At 54.4% G+C, this 17,533-nt stretch carries 17 protein-coding genes; 11 read left to right on the top strand and 6 right to left on the bottom strand.

Annotation, left to right across the window (positions count from 1 at the left end):
* Positions 1-75 precede the first annotated feature (75 nt).
* Complete coding sequence (gene pdhR / locus Q3H59_RS16660) at positions 76-840, bottom strand: pyruvate dehydrogenase complex transcriptional repressor PdhR (RefSeq protein ID WP_008108566.1); 765 nt, start codon at positions 838-840, stop codon at positions 76-78.
* A 513-nt stretch (positions 841-1,353) separates the two neighbouring features.
* On the opposite strand from pdhR, the gene aroP reads away from it, so the two are divergent.
* From aroP to Q3H59_RS16675, 3 genes are all read left to right on the top strand, one after another.
* Complete coding sequence (aroP, locus tag Q3H59_RS16665) at positions 1,354-2,709, top strand: aromatic amino acid transporter AroP (RefSeq protein WP_110867537.1); 1,356 nt, start codon at positions 1,354-1,356, stop codon at positions 2,707-2,709.
* Between the two features lie 162 nt (positions 2,710-2,871).
* Positions 2,872-4,278: a glycoside-pentoside-hexuronide (GPH):cation symporter gene (locus Q3H59_RS16670; protein WP_277974527.1), complete on the top strand. Its 1,407-nt coding sequence runs from the start codon at positions 2,872-2,874 to the stop codon at positions 4,276-4,278.
* Positions 4,275-5,228, top strand: a complete 954-nt coding sequence (locus Q3H59_RS16675; RefSeq protein ID WP_309835916.1) for a family 43 glycosylhydrolase — start codon at positions 4,275-4,277, stop codon at positions 5,226-5,228. The genes Q3H59_RS16670 and Q3H59_RS16675 overlap by 4 nt, the downstream gene beginning before the upstream one ends.
* Here the strand turns inward: Q3H59_RS16675 and ampE are convergent.
* Together ampE and ampD are read right to left on the bottom strand one after the other, a co-directional pair.
* Positions 5,210-6,064 (bottom strand): beta-lactamase regulator AmpE, encoded by an 855-nt coding sequence (gene ampE, locus Q3H59_RS16680; protein WP_192235712.1) that lies wholly within the window; start codon positions 6,062-6,064, stop codon positions 5,210-5,212. The two genes, Q3H59_RS16675 and ampE, sit on opposite strands and share 19 nt — an antisense overlap.
* A 16-nt stretch (positions 6,065-6,080) precedes the next feature.
* Complete coding sequence (ampD, locus tag Q3H59_RS16685) at positions 6,081-6,632, bottom strand: 1,6-anhydro-N-acetylmuramyl-L-alanine amidase AmpD (RefSeq protein WP_101762099.1); 552 nt, start codon at positions 6,630-6,632, stop codon at positions 6,081-6,083.
* Positions 6,633-6,813: 181 nt separating this feature from the next.
* Here ampD and nadC point away from each other — a divergent pair, with 181 nt between their 5' ends.
* From nadC to hofC, 4 genes are all read left to right on the top strand, one after another.
* Positions 6,814-7,710 (top strand): carboxylating nicotinate-nucleotide diphosphorylase, encoded by an 897-nt coding sequence (gene nadC / locus Q3H59_RS16690; protein WP_192412385.1) that lies wholly within the window; start codon positions 6,814-6,816, stop codon positions 7,708-7,710.
* A 177-nt stretch (positions 7,711-7,887) separates the two neighbouring features.
* The gene (ppdD, locus tag Q3H59_RS16695) at positions 7,888-8,331 is read left to right on the top strand and encodes a prepilin peptidase-dependent pilin (protein ID WP_101762101.1); all 444 of its coding nucleotides are present in this window, start codon (positions 7,888-7,890) and stop codon (positions 8,329-8,331) included.
* Positions 8,331-9,719, top strand: coding sequence for a type II secretion system protein GspE (gspE, locus tag Q3H59_RS16700; protein ID WP_309835920.1), 1,389 nt, complete (start codon positions 8,331-8,333; stop codon positions 9,717-9,719). Before ppdD ends, gspE begins: the two co-directional genes overlap by 1 nt.
* On the top strand, positions 9,712-10,911 hold the full coding sequence (hofC, locus tag Q3H59_RS16705) for a protein transport protein HofC (protein ID WP_277974523.1): 1,200 nt from the start codon (positions 9,712-9,714) through the stop codon (positions 10,909-10,911). Before gspE ends, hofC begins: the two co-directional genes overlap by 8 nt.
* A 33-nt stretch (positions 10,912-10,944) precedes the next feature.
* Here hofC and Q3H59_RS16710 read toward each other — a convergent pair whose 3' ends face one another.
* Positions 10,945-11,985 carry a GMP reductase gene (locus tag Q3H59_RS16710; protein WP_110867529.1) on the bottom strand — a complete coding sequence of 347 codons (1,041 nt, stop codon included), beginning with the start codon at positions 11,983-11,985 and terminating at the stop codon, positions 10,945-10,947.
* A gap of 218 nt (positions 11,986-12,203) precedes the next feature.
* On the opposite strand from Q3H59_RS16710, the gene coaE reads away from it, so the two are divergent.
* Genes coaE through yacG form a run of 3 tightly spaced genes read left to right on the top strand, consistent with a single transcriptional unit; the run spans position 12,204 to position 13,766 of the window.
* Entirely contained in the window at positions 12,204-12,812 is a 609-nt protein-coding gene (gene coaE, locus Q3H59_RS16715; RefSeq protein ID WP_101762105.1) for a dephospho-CoA kinase, read from the top strand.
* A gap of 4 nt (positions 12,813-12,816) precedes the next feature.
* Positions 12,817-13,560, top strand: a complete 744-nt coding sequence (gene zapD / locus Q3H59_RS16720; protein WP_101762106.1) for a cell division protein ZapD — start codon at positions 12,817-12,819, stop codon at positions 13,558-13,560.
* Positions 13,561-13,568: 8 nt separating this feature from the next.
* Positions 13,569-13,766 carry a DNA gyrase inhibitor YacG gene (gene yacG / locus Q3H59_RS16725; RefSeq protein WP_277974522.1) on the top strand — a complete coding sequence of 66 codons (198 nt, stop codon included), beginning with the start codon at positions 13,569-13,571 and terminating at the stop codon, positions 13,764-13,766.
* 27 nt (positions 13,767-13,793) lie between these two features.
* On the opposite strand, the gene mutT is transcribed toward yacG, so the two are convergent.
* Positions 13,794-14,189 (bottom strand): 8-oxo-dGTP diphosphatase MutT, encoded by a 396-nt coding sequence (gene mutT, locus Q3H59_RS16730; protein WP_101762107.1) that lies wholly within the window; start codon positions 14,187-14,189, stop codon positions 13,794-13,796.
* A 188-nt stretch (positions 14,190-14,377) separates the two neighbouring features.
* On the opposite strand from mutT, the gene Q3H59_RS16735 reads away from it, so the two are divergent.
* The gene (locus Q3H59_RS16735) at positions 14,378-14,764 is read left to right on the top strand and encodes a response regulator (protein WP_101762108.1); all 387 of its coding nucleotides are present in this window, start codon (positions 14,378-14,380) and stop codon (positions 14,762-14,764) included.
* Between the two features lie 42 nt (positions 14,765-14,806).
* Here Q3H59_RS16735 and secA read toward each other — a convergent pair whose 3' ends face one another.
* Positions 14,807-17,512, bottom strand: a complete 2,706-nt coding sequence (gene secA, locus Q3H59_RS16740) for a preprotein translocase subunit SecA (protein WP_101762109.1) — start codon at positions 17,510-17,512, stop codon at positions 14,807-14,809.
* Between the last annotated feature and the right edge of the window lie 21 nt (positions 17,513-17,533).

Raw genomic sequence — 17,533 nt, forward strand, 5'->3', positions numbered from 1 at the left:
TTCTTGTGCTTTGCTTCTGGTTCACAGCACAAGAAGACAGGCCCGTCGTGTTTTCCGCACGTTCGTTGCCGTGCGTTATTCCTTACGTTGCTGTAAACGACGCAGGGAGCGTTCACGACGACTCTGCTCCCGACTTCTATCCAGCAAGATTTCCTCAATGAACGCCAGGTGACGATGAGATGCCTCGCGTGCTTGTTCTGGCTCACGAGCCACAATCGCCTCGTAGATACTGGCGCGGTGACCGCTCACTTTCGCCAGCATTTCCCGACGAGCGTAGAGCAATTCAAAATTCTGACGGACGTTTTGTTCCAGCATAGGGCCCATGGAACGCAGCAGATGCAGCAACACCACATTATGGGCGGCTTCTGTGACAGCGATCTGATACTTCATCACTGCATCCGCTTCGGCGTCGAGATCGCCGCTGTCCTGTGCCTGCTGAATATGAACATGGCAGTCGCGGATGCGCTGCAGATCTTCATCGGTGCCACGCAGTGCCGCGTAATAGGCTGCCACGCCTTCCAGCGCATGGCGGGTTTCCAGCAGGTCAAACTGAGATTCTGGATGTTCGGCAAGCAGACCGACCAGCGGGTCGCTCAGGCTTTGCCAGAGATTTTTTTGGACGAAGGTGCCGCCGCCCTGACGACGTAGCAGCAGGCCTTTGGCTTCCAGGCTCTGAATCGCTTCGCGCAGGGATGGACGTGAGACATCAAACTGTTTCGCCAGTTCACGCTCGGGGAGCAGTTTTTCACCCGGCTGGAGCGTCCCTTCCATAATGAGGGATTCCAGCTGTTGCTCGATCGCATCGGAGAGCTTGGGTTGGCGAATTTTACTGTAGGCCATCTTCCCTTCTTATCAGCCAAACGTCCGGAGTAAATTGGTAATACCAATTGAAAAATGGTGCCGGTAAAGTAACAAAGTATTCACCTTGTGTCTATATGGGTGCGGTCACACTTCAGGGGATGATCGCAGCGCTGGTGCGCTAACCTACCGGCATCAAGCGAGAAATCCCCCGCACACGGCAAATGTTAATGAATTGCACTTTTACCTAACCTTACACTGAGTTAGCGTCCAGAAAACGGTTCAACCATAAGGGAAACCTATTCGTGTTCACCCTTTTTTCATGGCAAAAATACTGCGACGGGCGCGCAGAGGATGCTGCTGCTTTTTCAGTCATCTCTCAGCACAAAAAGCAAAAGCAGGTGCAAACTGACGCGCTTATCACTATTCTGAACGCCGTGGTAGCTCATGCATGCACACAGCACGCCAGATACCGTAAAGAAAAGAATACATTAAGGTAAACAGCCTTACAGTGCGCGCACTGCAGGTGCACAATAACAACATCACGAGGTTTGTATGGAACAACAGCATGGCGACACGCTGCACCGCGGCTTAAAGAATCGCCATATTCAGCTGATTGCGCTGGGCGGAGCCGTAGGTACTGGCCTGTTTCTGGGTAGCGCATCAGTGATTCAATCGGCCGGTCCGGCCGTGATTCTGGGATATGCGATTGCCGGTTTTATTGCCTTTCTGATCATGCGCCAACTCGGCGAGATGGTGGTTGAAGAGCCGGTTGCCGGCAGCTTCAGTCACTTCGCCTACAAATATTGGGGCAACTTCGCCGGTTTCGCCTCGGGCTGGAACTATTGGGTGCTGTATGTGCTGGTTGCCATGGCCGAACTCACCGCTGTGGGCAAGTACGTACAATTTTGGTGGCCGGATTTTCCTACCTGGGCCACCGCCGCCATCTTCTTTGTATTGATCAACGCCATTAACCTGACCAACGTCAAAGTGTTCGGTGAGATGGAGTTCTGGTTCGCGATTATCAAAGTGGTCGCGGTCATCGGCATGATTCTGTTCGGTGGCTGGTTGCTGTTTAGCGGCAACGGAGGCCCGCAGGCGAGCGTCAGCAACCTGTGGGATCAGGGCGGCTTCCTGCCGCACGGCATGACCGGATTGGTGATGATGATGGCAATCATTATGTTCTCGTTTGGTGGTCTGGAGCTGGTGGGCATCACTGCCGCAGAAGCCGACAATCCACAAGAGAGCATCCCGAAAGCCACCAATCAGGTGTTGTGGCGTATTCTGATTTTCTATATTGGCTCACTGGCGGTGCTGCTTTCGCTGCTGCCGTGGACGCGCGTGACGGCGGATACCAGCCCGTTCGTGCTGATTTTTCATGAGCTGGGCGATGCCTTTGTGGCCAACGCGCTGAACGTGGTAATCCTGACGGCGGCGCTGTCGGTCTACAACAGCTGCGTTTACTGCAACAGCCGCATGCTGTTCGGCCTGGCGCAACAGGGTAACGCGCCGAAAGCATTGCTGAAAGTGGACAGTCGCGGCGTGCCGGTCGCCACCATTCTGGTCTCAGCCGTGGCGACCCTGCTGTGTGTACTGATCAACTACCTGATGCCAGGCGAAGCCTTTGGCCTGCTGATGGCGCTGGTGGTTTCCGCACTGGTGATCAACTGGGCGATGATCAGCCTCGCGCATCTGAAATTCCGTAAAAAGAAAGATCAGCAAGGTGTCACCACGCGCTTCAAAGCGGTGCTCTATCCGCTGGGTAACTGGATTTGCCTGGTGTTCCTCGCCGGTGTGTTGGTCATTATGCTGATGACGCCAGGCATGGCGATATCGGTATGGTTGATTCCGGTATGGCTGGTGATTCTGGCTATCGGTTACACCATCAAGAACAAACTACAGAAAGCGTAATGTTGTTCCCTGCCCGGCACACTGATGCCGGGCAGCACTTCTGATCTGGCTCACACTTTTCCCCGCCCGCGCGTTTTGTCCATCTACCCGACCATTTGCTCCCCAGCAGATTACTGATTTTGCACAGATAATTCCTGCTCATCATATCGCTGGAGACGATCAATGAAAGGAGCAGCCCTCTCGTTCAGAGAGAAACTGGGATATGGCATGGGCGATGCCGGATGCAACATGATTGGCGGTGCCATCATGCTGTTCCTCAATTATTTCTACACTGATGTGTTTGGTTTAGCCCCGGCGCTGGTCGGTACACTATTACTGTCGGTACGCGTACTTGATGCGGTAACCGATCCGATCATGGGCGCCATTGCCGATCGTACGCAAAGTCGCTGGGGCCGCTTCCGTCCGTGGCTGCTGTGGGTTTCCGTGCCTTACGTGCTGTTTAGCGTGCTGATGTTCACCACGCCGGAGTGGAGCTATGACAACAAGGTTATCTGGGCGTTTGTCACTTACTTTCTGATGTCACTCACTTACACCGCCATCAACATTCCTTACTGCTCGCTGGGCGGTGTGATCACCAACGATCCGGGTGAGCGCGTGTCATGTCAGTCCTATCGCTTTGTGATGGTGGGCATTGCCACGCTGATCCTCTCACTTTCGCTGCTGCCGATGGCCGAATGGTTTGGCGGCGACAACAAAGCGCGCGGTTACCAAATGGCCATGGGCGTGCTAGCGCTGATCGGTTTGGCGATGTTCCTGTTCTGTTTTGCCAATGTGCGTGAACGCATTCATCCCGCGACGCCAAGCAACGATGATTTGAAACAAGATTTGCGCGACGTGTGGAAAAACGATCAGTGGGTGCGCATTCTGCTGCTGACCTTCTGCAACGTCTGCCCCGGTTTTATCCGCATGGCCGCCACCATGTACTACGTCACCTGGGTGATGGGGCAATCAACGCACTTTGCCACGCTGTTTATCAGCCTTGGCGTCATCGGCATGATGTTCGGCAGCACGCTGGCAAAAATCCTCACCGATCGCTGGTGCAAGCTCAAGGTGTTCTTCTGGACCAACATCGCGCTGGCGCTGTTCTCGTGCGGCTTCTACTGGATTGATCCGCACGCCACCGTCGCGGTGGTCATCGCCTACTTCCTGCTGAATATCCTGCACCAGATTCCCTCGCCGCTGCACTGGTCGCTGATGGCCGACGTGGATGATTACGGCGAATGGAAAACCGGCAAACGCATCACTGGTATGAGCTTCTCCGGCAACCTGTTCTTCCTCAAAGTGGGGCTGGCGGTGGCGGGGGCGATGGTCGGTTTCCTGCTGTCGATTTATGGCTACGATGCCGGCGCAAAACAGCAGGCCCCCAACGCGATTAACGGCATCATGCTGCTGTTCACGGTCATTCCGGGCGTGGGATATCTGATCACTGCCGGCGTGGTGCGTTTAATGAAAGTGGATCGCAACTTAATGCGTACGATTCAGGCCGATCTGGCGCTGCGCCGTGCCCATTCACACCACGAATCCCCTATCGCGTCCTCTGCGACCGCGCAACCAGGAGAGATCAAATGAGCTGGCCCAATCCTTTTATTACGCAACGCGCCGATCCCTTTATTCTGCGCCATGCCGATGGCTACTATTTTATCGCCTCGGTGCCGAAATATGACCGACTGGAGATTCGCTATGCCTCAACGCTGGCTGGCCTGATTGAGGCAGAAGCGGTAACGGTGTGGCACAAACCGGATACCGGCCCGTTTAGCGCGCTGATCTGGGCGCCAGAACTGCATCACATCAACGGGCAATGGGTGATCTATTTCGCTGCCGCACCGACGCGGGCGATAAAAGATGGCCTGTTCCAGCACCGCATGTATGCGCTGGTGTGTAATGATGCCGATCCGCTGAGCGGTAACTGGCAGCCCTGCCGCCGCGTACATACGCCCATCGACTCCTTCTCACTGGACGCCACCTACTTCCACCATCAAGGTAAACACTGGTATCTGTGGGCGCAAAAAGATCCGGCGATTCCCGGAAACTCTAACCTGTATCTTGCCGAGTTGCTCAATCCGTGGACGCTAAAAAGCGCCCCACTGATGCTGAGCCGACCGGAGTATGAATGGGAGTGCGCGGGATTCAGCGTCAACGAAGGACCGGCGGTGATTCAGCATGGCGACCAGCTGTTTGTCACCTATTCCGCCAGCGCGACCGATGAAAATTACTGTCTGGGGATATTAAGCATTGATGTGTTAGCCGATCCGCTCAACATCAACGCCTGGCGTAAATCCGCGCGGCCGGTATTTGCCACCAGCTGGGATAATCAGCAATACGGACCGGGACACAACAGCTTTACGGTGGATGAAGCGGGAAGAGCGATGCTGGTGTATCACGCGCGCAATTACACCGAAATTGAGGGCGATCCGCTGTGGGATCCGAATCGCCATACGCGCTTGAAATATTTCGACTGGCGTGAAGACGGCACACCGGATTTTGGCGTGCCGCCAGCCGATCACACCAGCGTGCCGTAAATCGTCAACAGCGCGACCACCACCACCAGCACCAGAGAAATACGTTTCGCCAACGCCACTGCAACACGTGGCGTTTCGACTTTATCCATGTGCGGATCGCGCGCCAGCGAGAACTGCGCCAGGCTGGTCAGCACCTGATATTGCGGGCGATGCAGATCGCCCAGCGCGGCAAACCACGCTGGCAGCGCACGTTCGCCGTGGCCGAGCAGCGCGTAAGCCACGCCGGCCAAACGCACGGGGATCCAGTCCAAAACGTGCAGCAGACGATCAACGCCAGACTGCGAGCGCGCCAGCGGCGTCTGATGCTTCGCCAGCCAGCTCTGCCAGGCGCGCAGAAACGCATAACCCACCAGCAGCACCGGGCCGTAAGGTCCACCGACCACAAACCAGAACAGCGGTGCAAGATAGAAGCGGAAGTTAATCCAAATCAGCGCGTTCTGCAGTTCACGCAGGAACTCGCGCTCGCTGCACTCAACCGGCACGCCGTGAATCAGCGTCAGTTCAGCCGCCATCGCCTGATGCGCCGCTTCATCGTCATGGCTCGCGGCTTTGAGATAGCTGTGATAGTGCAGTCGCACCGAACCCGCGCCAATACACAGCAATCCCACCAAAATCCAGAACAGCAGTTGCGCCACGCCAAACAAGATGCCTTTCAGGCTCCACACCACCAGCCAGACGATCAGCATCGCTATCACTGTCATCATCAGCGTGCGCAGCAGGGAAAAACGCTGGCGGCCACGAAACAGCGGCTCCAGCCGATGGTCCAGTTGCCAATGCTCACCCAACTTAAACAGGCGTTCCCAACCTAAAACTAATAACAAGCTAAACAACGTCATACCCGCTCCTGCTGTCTCAGGGATTCTCCTGCCTGATGGATTCTTTATAGCGCAACCAGTCAAAAGAGGAACCGGGATCGGTTTTCCGCTCTGGTGCGATATCGCTATGGCCGGTGATGCGCGCTGGCGTCAACGGATAGTGCTGCAGCAGGAGTTGAGTCACCTGTTGCAAAGTCGCGTACTGGGCATCGGTATAGGGCAGCGTATCAGTGCCTTCCAGTTCAATGCCCATGGAAAAATCGTTGCAGCTTTCACGTCCTTCAAACTGCGACACGCCGGCGTGCCAGGCGCGCTGATCGAAAGAGACGTATTGCACCAGCTCGCCGTCGCGACGAATTAAACAGTGCGCCGCCACGCGTAAATGGGCGATGTCCGCAAAATAGGGATGCGCATCGGCAGGCAACGTGCCGGTAAATAAGCGATCGATCCACGGCCCGCCAAACTCACCGGGCGGTAAACTGATGTTGTGAATCACCAACAGCGAGGGCACTTCATCATTTGGACGCTGATTGAAGTGTGGTGAAGGTACTTTACGCGCGCTGGTAATCCAGCCCTCTTCCAGTTTCATGCTGTTAAATCCTAAGCAAAATCAGGCTGAGAATAACATGTTTCATCCAGCAGACTTGCGACTTAATGCGCCGACGCAGCCGAGTTCAGGATACTAAACATTTCACCGCCAGCAACTGGCAATGGTCGATAGATCAGGCTAAGGTGAGCGCACGAAATTCGTCTTGTGGAGGGGCAAAACCATGGCAACGCGTCGTTACGATCCCGATCATCGCCGTCAGGAACTGATTAAACGTATAGAACAGGATATCCCGGAAGCCGTTGCCCGGGCGCTTCAGGAGGATTTAGGTGGCGAAGTGGATGCGGATCGCGATATCACCGCGTTGCTGCTGCCAGCAGAAAAGCAGGCGGTGGCAAAAGTCATCACCCGTGAAGCCGGTGTTTTTTGTGGTAAACGCTGGGTAGAGGAAGTCTTTATCCAGCTCGGTAATAAAGTCACTCTTAACTGGCATGTAGAAGATGGACAAGCGCTGGTTGCCGATCAGCTGCTGTTCGAGCTTACCGGCCCGGCGCGCCTGCTGTTAACCGCAGAACGCACCGCACTCAACTTCGTGCAGACGCTCTCTGGCGTGGCCACCGAGGTTAGCCGTTATGTCGCCCTGCTGGCGGGCAGCGAAACCCAGTTGCTTGATACACGCAAGACCTTGCCAGGCCTGCGTACCGCGCTGAAATATGCGGTGTTGTGCGGTGGCGGTAATAACCACCGTTTAGGCCTTTCGGATGCTTTCCTGATAAAAGAAAACCACATTATCGCCAGCGGCTCGGTGCGTAACGCCGTAGAAAAAGCGCTGTGGCTGTCGCCGGATGTGCCGGTAGAAGTTGAAGTTGAATCGCTGACGGAACTGCAGGATGCCATCGATGCCGGAGCGGACATCATCATGCTCGACAACTTTAGCCTTGAGATGATGCATGCAGCGGTTGCGCTAACCCACAAACGCGCGCTGCTGGAAGTCTCTGGCAACGTAACCGAAACCACGCTGCCACAAATTGCCCAGACCGGCGTTGATTATGTCTCTGTCGGCGCGCTGACCAAACATGTGCGCGCGCTGGATCTGTCGATGCGTTTCCGCGAGCTTTAATGCCCCGTTCTGCCGCGTGTTAGTGCGGCAGATATGCGAGCTGGCTTCCAAAATGCTGTTATCTCCGCTGTAAATCTGACGATTCTCTGCGCGATGCTTTCCAGCCTCGCGCAGCCATGACTTCCGCTTTCCCTCGCCCTTTTCTACCGTAGCGGCTCCACAACAAGGAGCCTCACTATGGACAGACAACGCGGTTTTACCCTTATCGAATTAATGATTGTGATTGGCATCGTCGCCATTCTCAGCGCCATCGGTTTACCGGCTTATCAAAACTACCTGCAACGCGCAGCGCTCACCGACATGCTGCAAACCATGGTGCCGTACAAAACAGCAGTAGAACTCTGTGCCATTGAGCGCGGCGGACCGGCGCAGTGTCAGGCAGGAGAACGCGGCATTCCGGTGGCCAAAGGTTCGCGCTATGTGGCAACGCTGAGCGTGGTCAACGGAACCATCAACCTGACCGGCCAGGAAAGTCTCAGCGGATTAACGGTTGAAATGCTGCCGATTTGGAGCGCAACGGATGGCACGTTGAGCTGGCAACGCACTTGTACCAGCGATAACAGCAGCCTGCGCGATAGCTGCCTCGAGCAGTTTCGCTTTGCCGACAAGGATGCCAACTGATGGACAAACCTAATAGTGCGCTGCACACGTTGTGCGCCCGTTATCAGGCGGTGATTCTGCACCATGACGCCACGCTACTGCGCGTAGCGGTAGCCGACACACCCGATCCGCTGCTGCTGGAAGCGCTACAGTTCGCCAGCCAGTGCAAGGTGGAGGTCGAGTGCTGGCCTGCGGCACGGCTTGAGCAGTTGCTGCACGAGCCGGATGTCGCTGCAGCACCACGTGAACAGGCCAGCGCTGAGTCAGCGATTAACGCGGTCGATCAGATTTTGCGCCAGGCCATTCAGCGGCGCGCCTCAGATGTGCATTTTGAACCGCAGCGCCATGGACTGCGGGTGCGTCTGCGCATCGATGGCGTGTTGCACAAACTACCTCAGCCTTCTGAAGCACAACCCGCTGCGATTCTGGCGCGCCTGAAAATTCTCGGAGGATTGGATATCGCCGAACGGCGTCTGCCGCAGGACGGACAGTTTACGCTGGAAATAGAGGACAAACTGGCGGCGTTTCGTCTCTCAACGCTACCGGTAAGCCAGGGCGAAAAAGCCGTGGTGCGGCTACTACAAAGTGAAAACAGCGCCATCACCCTCGATAAACTCGGCATGCCCGCAGCACAGCTGCGTTTACTGAAAAACGCGCTAGCGAAACCGCAGGGTTTGATTCTGGTCACCGGACCGACCGGCAGCGGTAAAACCTTCACGCTCTATAGCGGGTTAAGCGCGCTTAATGTGCCAGAGAAGAACGTTTGTAGCGTGGAAGATCCGGTTGAGATCCCGCTGGATGGTATTAATCAAACACAGATCCAGCCGCGTAGCGGGCTCGATTTCAATCGTGTGCTGCGCGCACTACTGCGCCAGGATCCCGATGTGATTATGGTGGGGGAAATCCGTGATGCCGAAACGGCCAGCATCGCCGTCAAAGCAGCGCAGACCGGCCATCTGGTGCTTTCCACACTGCATACTAACTCGACTGCTGAAACCCTGACGCGCCTGCGCCAGATGGATATTCCCGGTTATCTGCTGGGCCCCGCTTTGCAGTTGGTGGTGGCGCAGCGTCTGGTCAGACGCTTGTGCGTGCATTGCCGTCAGCCGGGACAAGCCATCGCCCATCTGCCGGCCGAACTCTGGCCGGGCACACTGCAAACCTGGCGAGCGCCGGGCTGTGATCACTGCTTCTCCGGCTATTACGGGCGGCTGGCGCTGTTTGAAGTCTTGCCGCTAACCAGCAAATTGCAAAATGCTATCTCGGCAGATATGCCGCTGGAACATCTGTTAACGCTGGCAAATGAACAGGGAATGAAAACATTGCTGGCTGCGGGGCTGGAAGCAGTAAGTCGCGGCGATACTTCTTTTGAAGAGATGCAGCGCGTGGTGGGACTGGGCGATGGCTAATCTCTATCATTTCCGCTGGCAGGCTCTTGATACCATGGGCGTGCTGCAGGAGGGCGAATCACTAAATGCCAGCCAGGATGCGTTGCTCAATCAACTCTCCGATCGCGGCATGCTGCCGGTAAACTGGCAGCGTGGAAAATGCTGGCGTTCGCGCGACTGGAAGTGGCAGCAAAAAATCGATTTGGTGCGGCAACTGGCGACGCTGCTAAAGGCCGGCTTGCCGCTGGCGGAAAGTCTGATTCTGCTGGCAGAAGGCCATCCTCATGCCGGTTGGCGGGTATTACTGAAAGGATTGCAGCGCCGCGTCATCGCCGGTGAGCCCTTCTCGCAAGCCTTGCAGGAGTGGCCGCAAATCTTTCCCCCGCTGTTTCCCGCTTTGATGCAAGTGGGTGAATTAACCGGCCAACTAGACGAGTGCTGTCGCCAACTGGCGCAGCAGCAAAGCAAGCAGCAATACTTACGGCAAAAAGTGGTGAAGGCGCTGCGCTATCCCCTGTTTATCTTGCTGGTAGCGCTCGCGGTCAGTGCTGGCATGCTGCTGTTTGTTTTGCCAGAATTTGTCTCTGTCTATGCCAGTTTTGATGCGCCGCTGCCCGCTTTTACTGCTGCAGTGATGTCGCTGTCAGAACTGCTGCAGAAGGCCGCGCTGCCGCTGTCGCTGGTAGGTGCCGTATTACTGATGATTGTGCAGCAGACTTATCGACGTTCGGTACCGTGGCAAAAGCGCGTACATCAATGGTTACTGCGCATGCCACTGTTATCTTCGCTGTGGCGCGGCGGGCAGCTCAGCCAGATATACGCCATCCTGCAACTTACACAACAATCCGGTTTGACCTTGTTGCAAAGCCTGCAGGCGGTTGAAGTGACCTTGGTATCGCGATTGTGGCGCGATGCCATCGTTCAGTTGCAGCAACACATTGCTGCGGGTGCGCCGCTGCATCAGGCGCTGCAACAGCATCTGCTGTTTACACCTCTTTGTGCCCAACTCATCCGAGTGGGTGAAGAAGCGGGTGCATTAGATGTGATGCTGGCACGGCTGGCGGAGTGGCATGAGGCGCAAACATTAGCGCGCGCTGATGCTCTGGCGGCATCGCTGGAACCGATGATGATGGTGGTAATCGGCGGGATAGTTGGCACTTTAGTGATTGCAATGTATCTGCCGGTATTTGGTCTTGGTGATGCCATTCGATGACGGGCACGCTCGATGCGCGCCCGTTGGCAGAGATCAGCGAGTGAACACGCGGTTCTCTTGTTCAGCGACGCGGATAAAGGTAGTGCGTTTCGTCAGCTCTTTCAATCGTTCAGCACCGACGTAGGTACAGGCCGAACGTAAACCGCCGAGGATATCTTTAACCGTCTCCTCAACCGGGCCGCGCACCGGCAACCGCACGGTTTTGCCTTCCGCCGCACGGTATTGCGCAACACCGCCAACGTGGCGTTTCATCGCCGATTCGGAGCTCATGCCGTAGAACAGCATAAATTTCTCACCCTGTTCTTCGACGATGGTTCCTTCACACTCGTCATGTGCCGCAAGCATGCCGCCGAGCATGGTGAAATCTGCACCGCCCCCGAAAGCTTTGGCAATGTCACCTGGAACCGAGCAGCCGCCGTCGCTGACGATCTGTCCGCCTAAACCGTGTGCCGCATCTGCGCACTCGATAACGGCAGAAAGCTGAGGATAACCAACGCCGGTCTTCACGCGTGTAGTGCACACTGAGCCGGGGCCAATACCCACTTTGACGATATCTGCGCCAGACAAAATCAGCTCTTCCACCATTTCACCGGTAACCACGTTGCCTGCGCAGATGGTTTTACCTGGGAAGCTTTCACGCACGCGCAGCAGGAACTGAACGAAGTGCTCAGAGTAGCCGTTAGCAACGTCGATGCAGATAAAGTTGAGCTGCGATGATAACGCCAGAATGGCGGATAACTTCGTGAAATCTGATTCTGATGTACCAGATGAGACCATCACATGACTCAGCACCGCCGCTGGCACGCGTTGTACAAATGCCTGCCACTCTTGCACGCTGTAATGTTTATGCACTGCGGTCAGTACGTTAAAACTCGCCAGGGCTTCAGCCATCGTGAAAGTACCGACGGTATCCATGTTGGCGGCAATAATCGGTATGCCACTCCAGTTCAAGCCTGAGTGTTTAAAGGTGAAGGTGCGTTCCAGCTCAACCTCGGAACGGCTTTTCAAAGTGGAACGTTTTGGGCGGATCAAAACATCTTTAAAGCCCAGTTTTAGATCTTCTTCAATGCGCATAGCTGATTATCCTGGTTAGTGACGACGAACCGCGGTTCGGGTAGCGCTCACGGCTCCAGTGTCGTTATCATACGCGCCATTCGTTCCGCGACAAGACTGCGAATTTCACTTTATTTAGGCTACAATCCCTTAAATTTAGCTGAGAAAATTGATTGTGATCATGCTCTCATCTTGCTGTGGTTAATCGCCGCTCACGATATAAATTTTGCGAGAACGCTATGCCTTATACCGTTGCGCTCACCGGCGGCATTGGCAGTGGTAAAACCACTATTGCCAACGCTTTCGCAGCGCTAGGCGTTGATATTATTGACGCTGACGTCATTGCCAGAGAAGTTGTTGAGCCCGGAACGCCTGCCCTAAAGGCGATTGCTCAGCGTCATGGAGATACCATTTTGACGGCAGAAGGCACGCTCTATCGTGCGCGGCTTCGTGAAATTATTTTCCAACAGCCACAAGAGAAAAACTGGCTCAATCAGCTGCTTCATCCACTCATCAACGCCCGCACGCAACAATTAAAATTATTGGCCACCTCACCTTATGTGCTTTGGGTGGTGCCGCTGTTGGTCGAAAACGGCTTACAGCATCAGGCCGATCGCGTGTTGGTCGTGGATGTGGATACCGCCACGCAGTTGCAACGCACCCAACAGCGAGATGGTATTTCGCTAAGTCAGGCGAAAAATATTCTTGCCGCACAGGCTAGTCGCGAACAGCGTCGGGCCTGTGCGGATGACATCATTGATAACAGTGGTACGCCTGAACAGGTGCTACCGCGCGTTGCTGAGCTTCACCAGCGCTATCTACGCCTGGCAGCAACCGGAAAGGATTAACATCATGAGCACAATTGTTCTGTTTGAACACCCATTGAATGAGAAGATGCGCACCTGGCTGCGCGTCGAATATCTGATTGATCAGCTGCATGAAACGGTGCCGGTTAACGGTTCGGTATCAGCACTCGGCGTTTTCCGTATTCTTAGCGATTTACTGGATATTTTTGAGCGCGGAGATATGCGCACTGAATTGTTAAAAGAACTGGAGCGCCAGCAACAAAAATTACGCGCCTGGCTGGATGTGCCAGGCATTGATGAACTGCGCGTGAATGATCTGCGTCAGCAGCTGAAGCAATGCTCAAGCGAACTCATGGCGGCACCGCGCATGGGCCAACAGTTACGTGAAGATCGCCTGGTTGCTCTGGTACGTCAGCGTTTGAGCATTCCCGGCGGCTGCTGCAGTTTCGATCTACCCAGCCTGCACATCTGGCTGCATCAGGAGCAAGCGGTGCGAGATGTTCAGGTGAATGGCTGGCTGGCATCACTGAATCCGCTGCGTAATAGTTTGACGATGATCCTCGATTTGGTGCGTCAGTCTGGCATATTTCGTCATCAAACCAGCCTCAACGGTTTTTATCAGGATAACGCCGAAGGATCCGATTTACTGCGCCTGCAATTAACTCTGGAAGACGCGCTGTACCCACAAGTCTCGGGTCACAAAAGCCGTTATGCGATTCGTTTCCTGCCATTAGACAGCGAACGTGGAGAAGTACCAGCCCGACTGAATTTTGAATTAGCTTGTTGTTAGAGGAAGTTATGCCGGAAGAGATAATTACCGTACCTTGCCCCAATTGTCGTCGCGATGTGATTTGGGATGAGTTGAGCCCGTGGCGGCCATTCTGCAGCAAACGTTGCCAGCTGATTGATTTAGGTGAATGGGCAGCAGAAGAGAAACGTATTCCCAACAGCGGTGACCAGATGGACAGCGATGACTGGAGCGAAGAACAGCAGTAAAAAGTAAGGGGCTTAGCGCCCCTTCACTTAAATCTCGCCAGCCACTAATCGGCTGATCAATTCATGGTTCGCAGGCGGAAATTCATCCGCGACCAAATCCTGCTGTTCGACCCAACGCTGTGGCTGACCTTCACGACCATAAGGTTCGCCGTTCCAGCCTTCAACCAGGAAGAAATGCAGCGTAACGCGCAGATCTTCATAACTGTGATCGGCCTGACCAATCGCGCTTGCCGACGTGACTTCAATACCGGTTTCTTCCATCAGCTCACGCTTGAGCGCCTGCTCGGCAGATTCATCTTGTTCAATTTTTCCGCCGGGAAACTCCCACTTATTCGCCATATAGGAGCTTGCCGCACGCTGGGCAAGGAAGATTTGACGTTCTGTATTGCGAATGATGCCCACCGCAACCTGCAGGTGTTTCATAAGCTGGATTCCGCTTTTTTAATAAAATGAGCGCTGAGTGTAAATCAGACATCGAGTGATGTTAACCGTTGAGCGGAAAGTGACGTCCCACGCCCTACAAAAGCCAGTGATTAAGACATGTCGTAAGGATCGCAACCGGGAATGTTGGGAATACTCGCAGCACTTTCTTCTGTTAAACCCGACTACCTATGGAATTCAAAGAAACAACGTTTCTGGCGCAAACTACGCCGGAACAATTACATGCCCTACGCCATCTGGTATTTCATGACATCCTGACGTTAGACAGCGCAAAGAACACCTTAACATGGTGGCCTGAACACAAAGTTATTTCGTTGAATGAAGCGCAAAAACGATTCTTCTCCTGTCTGTTGCTGCGGATTACCTCGAAGCGTCAGATTATTGCCACCGTTTGGAATGAGAGCTATCCGAGCATCAGCGATAACAATTACCATCAGCTACTGTTCCAAAGCCGGGCGCTGTTGAAGCGAGCTGGCTTACCGGATGGTTTGCTGGTCACGCTGCCGTATCATGGCGTGCGCCTAAACGAAGAGAAACTCATGGCGATAACACGCTAAATCGTCAGCAAAAAAAAAGGAGCCCGAAGGCTCCTTTTTTTATCAGGCCAGACGGCCGTGACACTGCTTGTATTTTTTGCCGGAACCACATGGGCAGAGATCATTACGGCCCACTTTACGCTCCCCGCCTTGTGCGGCTAACGCTTCGGCTGCTGCGGTGGCATCATCAACATGGCTCAGCTGCTGCTGTTGCGCTAAACGCTCAGCTTCTTCACGACGCTGCTGCTCCATCGCTTCCACTTCTTCTGGCATGCGCACCTGAACTTTGCTCAGGGTGCTAATCACTTCGTACTTCAGTGATTCAAGCATCGCCGCAAACATAGAGAAGGATTCACGCTTGTATTCCTGCTTCGGATCTTTCTGGGCATAACCGCGCAGGTGGATGCCCTGACGCAGGTAATCCATCGCTGCCAGATGCTCTTTCCACAACGAATCCAGCGTTTGCAGCATCACGCCTTTCTCAAAGTTGCGCATCATCTCTTCGCCAACCACTTCTTCTTTGGCAGCATAGCTTTCCGCGGCGTGGGTCATGATACGTTCGCGCAGCGTCTCTTCGTGAAGATCGGGCTCTTTATCCAACCACTCAGCAATAGGCAAGTTGAGATCGAAGTCGTTACGCAGACGCTCTTCCAGGCCGGCAACATCCCACATCTCTTCCAGTGACTGCGGCGGAATGTAGGTATCAATGGTAGTTTTGTAGACATCTTCACGGATGCTATTGATGGTTTCAGACACATCAGAAACATCCAGCAGTTCGTTACGCTGGCTGTAGATGGCGCGACGCTGATCGTTGGCAACGTCATCGTATTCCAGCAGCTGTTTACGAATATCGAAGTTGCGGCTTTCCACTTTACGCTGCGCGTTGGCAATCGCTTTAGTCACCCATGGATGCTCGATTGCTTCGCCTGGCTTCATGCCCAGTTTACGCATCATGTTCGATACGCGATCTGAAGCGAAGATACGCATTAATGCATCTTCCATCGAGAGGTAGAAGCGTGAAGAACCGGCATCACCCTGACGACCCGCACGACCACGCAGCTGGTTATCGATACGGCGAGATTCGTGACGCTCAGTACCAATAATGTGCAAACCGCCTGCAGCCAGCACCGCATCGTGACGCAGTTTCCACGCTTCTTTCATCGCCTGAATCTGCTCTTCGGTTGGCTCGTCCATTGCGGCGAGTTCAGCCTGCCAGCTCCCGCCCAGCACGATATCGGTACCACGACCGGCCATGTTGGTTGCGATAGTAACCGCTGCAGGTTGACCCGCCTGAGCAACGATATCCGCTTCGCTGGCATGGAATTTGGCATTCAGTACGCTGTGTTTAATGCCCGCGCGCGTCAGTTCATTGGAAACGACTTCAGATTTCTCAATCGAAATTGTACCCACTAACACCGGCTGCCCTTTAGCAGTGCAGGCACGGATGTCTTCGATAATGGCGTCAATCTTCTCTTTCTCGGTCATGTAGACCAGATCGGCCATATCTTTACGCACCATCGGACGGTTGGTTGGCACCACGATAGTATCGAGCTTGTAGATGGAGCTGAATTCGAATGCTTCGGTATCTGCGGTACCGGTCATACCGGCCAGTTTCTCGTAGATACGGAAGTAGTTCTGGAAGGTAATGGAAGCCAGCGTCTGGTTTTCATTCTGGATTTCCACGCCTTCTTTCGCTTCAACCGCCTGATGCAGACCATCTGACCAGCGGCGACCTTGCATGGTACGGCCGGTGTGTTCATCAACGATGACCACTTCGCCATCTTTAACGATGTAATCAACATCGCGGGTGAAGAGTGCATGAGCACGCAGCGCCGCAGTAACGTGGTGCATCAGCATGATGTTGGTCGGTGAGTAGAGTGACTCGCCTTCTACCATGATGTTTTGACTAACCAGCAGCTCTTCAACTTTTACCAGGCCGCGCTCGCTCATATGTGCCTGGCGCGCTTTTTCATCGACCCAGAAATCGCCTTCGCCCTGGAAGGTTTCAGAGTCTTCTTTTTCCTGACGCACCAGATGCGGGATGATCTTGTTAACTTTGGTATACAGCTCAGAGCTGTCTTCCGCCGGACCAGAGATGATCAGTGGCGTACGAGCTTCATCGATCAGGATTGAGTCGACTTCATCCACCAATGCGTAATGCAGCTTACGCTGCACGCGCTCTTCCGGGCTGAACGCCATGTTGTCGCGCAGGTAGTCGAAGCCGTATTCGTTGTTGGTGCCGTAGGTGATGTCAGCGGCATAAGCTGCACGCTTCGCCACGGCTGGCATGTTTGGCAGGTTAATGCCGATGGTCAGGCCAAGGAATTCAAACAGTGCACGGTTATTTTCGGCGTCACGCTGCGCCAGATAGTCATTGACGGTAACAACGTGCACGCCTTTGCCGCTCAGCGCGTTCAGGTAAGCGGGCAGGGTCGCGGTCAGGGTTTTACCTTCACCGGTGCGCATCTCTGCGATGCAACGTTCGTTGAGCACCATGCCGCCAATCAGCTGCACATCAAAGTGACGCATACCGAAGACGCGCTTACTTGCTTCACGTACGGTGGCAAAGGCCTCAGGAATCAGGCTCTCAAGGCTTTCGCCTTTTTTCAGGCGCTCACGGAACAGGTCAGTTTTCGCTTTCAGTTCATCGTCAGAGAGCTTTACGAAATCCGGCTCCATCTTATTGATGACGTCGACGATTTTGCGCATACGGCGCAGAGTACGATCATTGCTGCTGCCGAATACTTTAGTTAATAATTTGATTAACATGATAAATTTTTCTCAATTCAG

It is taken from the genome of Pantoea sp. SORGH_AS_0659 (assembly GCF_031453915.1).
GTDB lineage: Bacteria > Pseudomonadota > Gammaproteobacteria > Enterobacterales > Enterobacteriaceae > Pantoea > Pantoea leporis.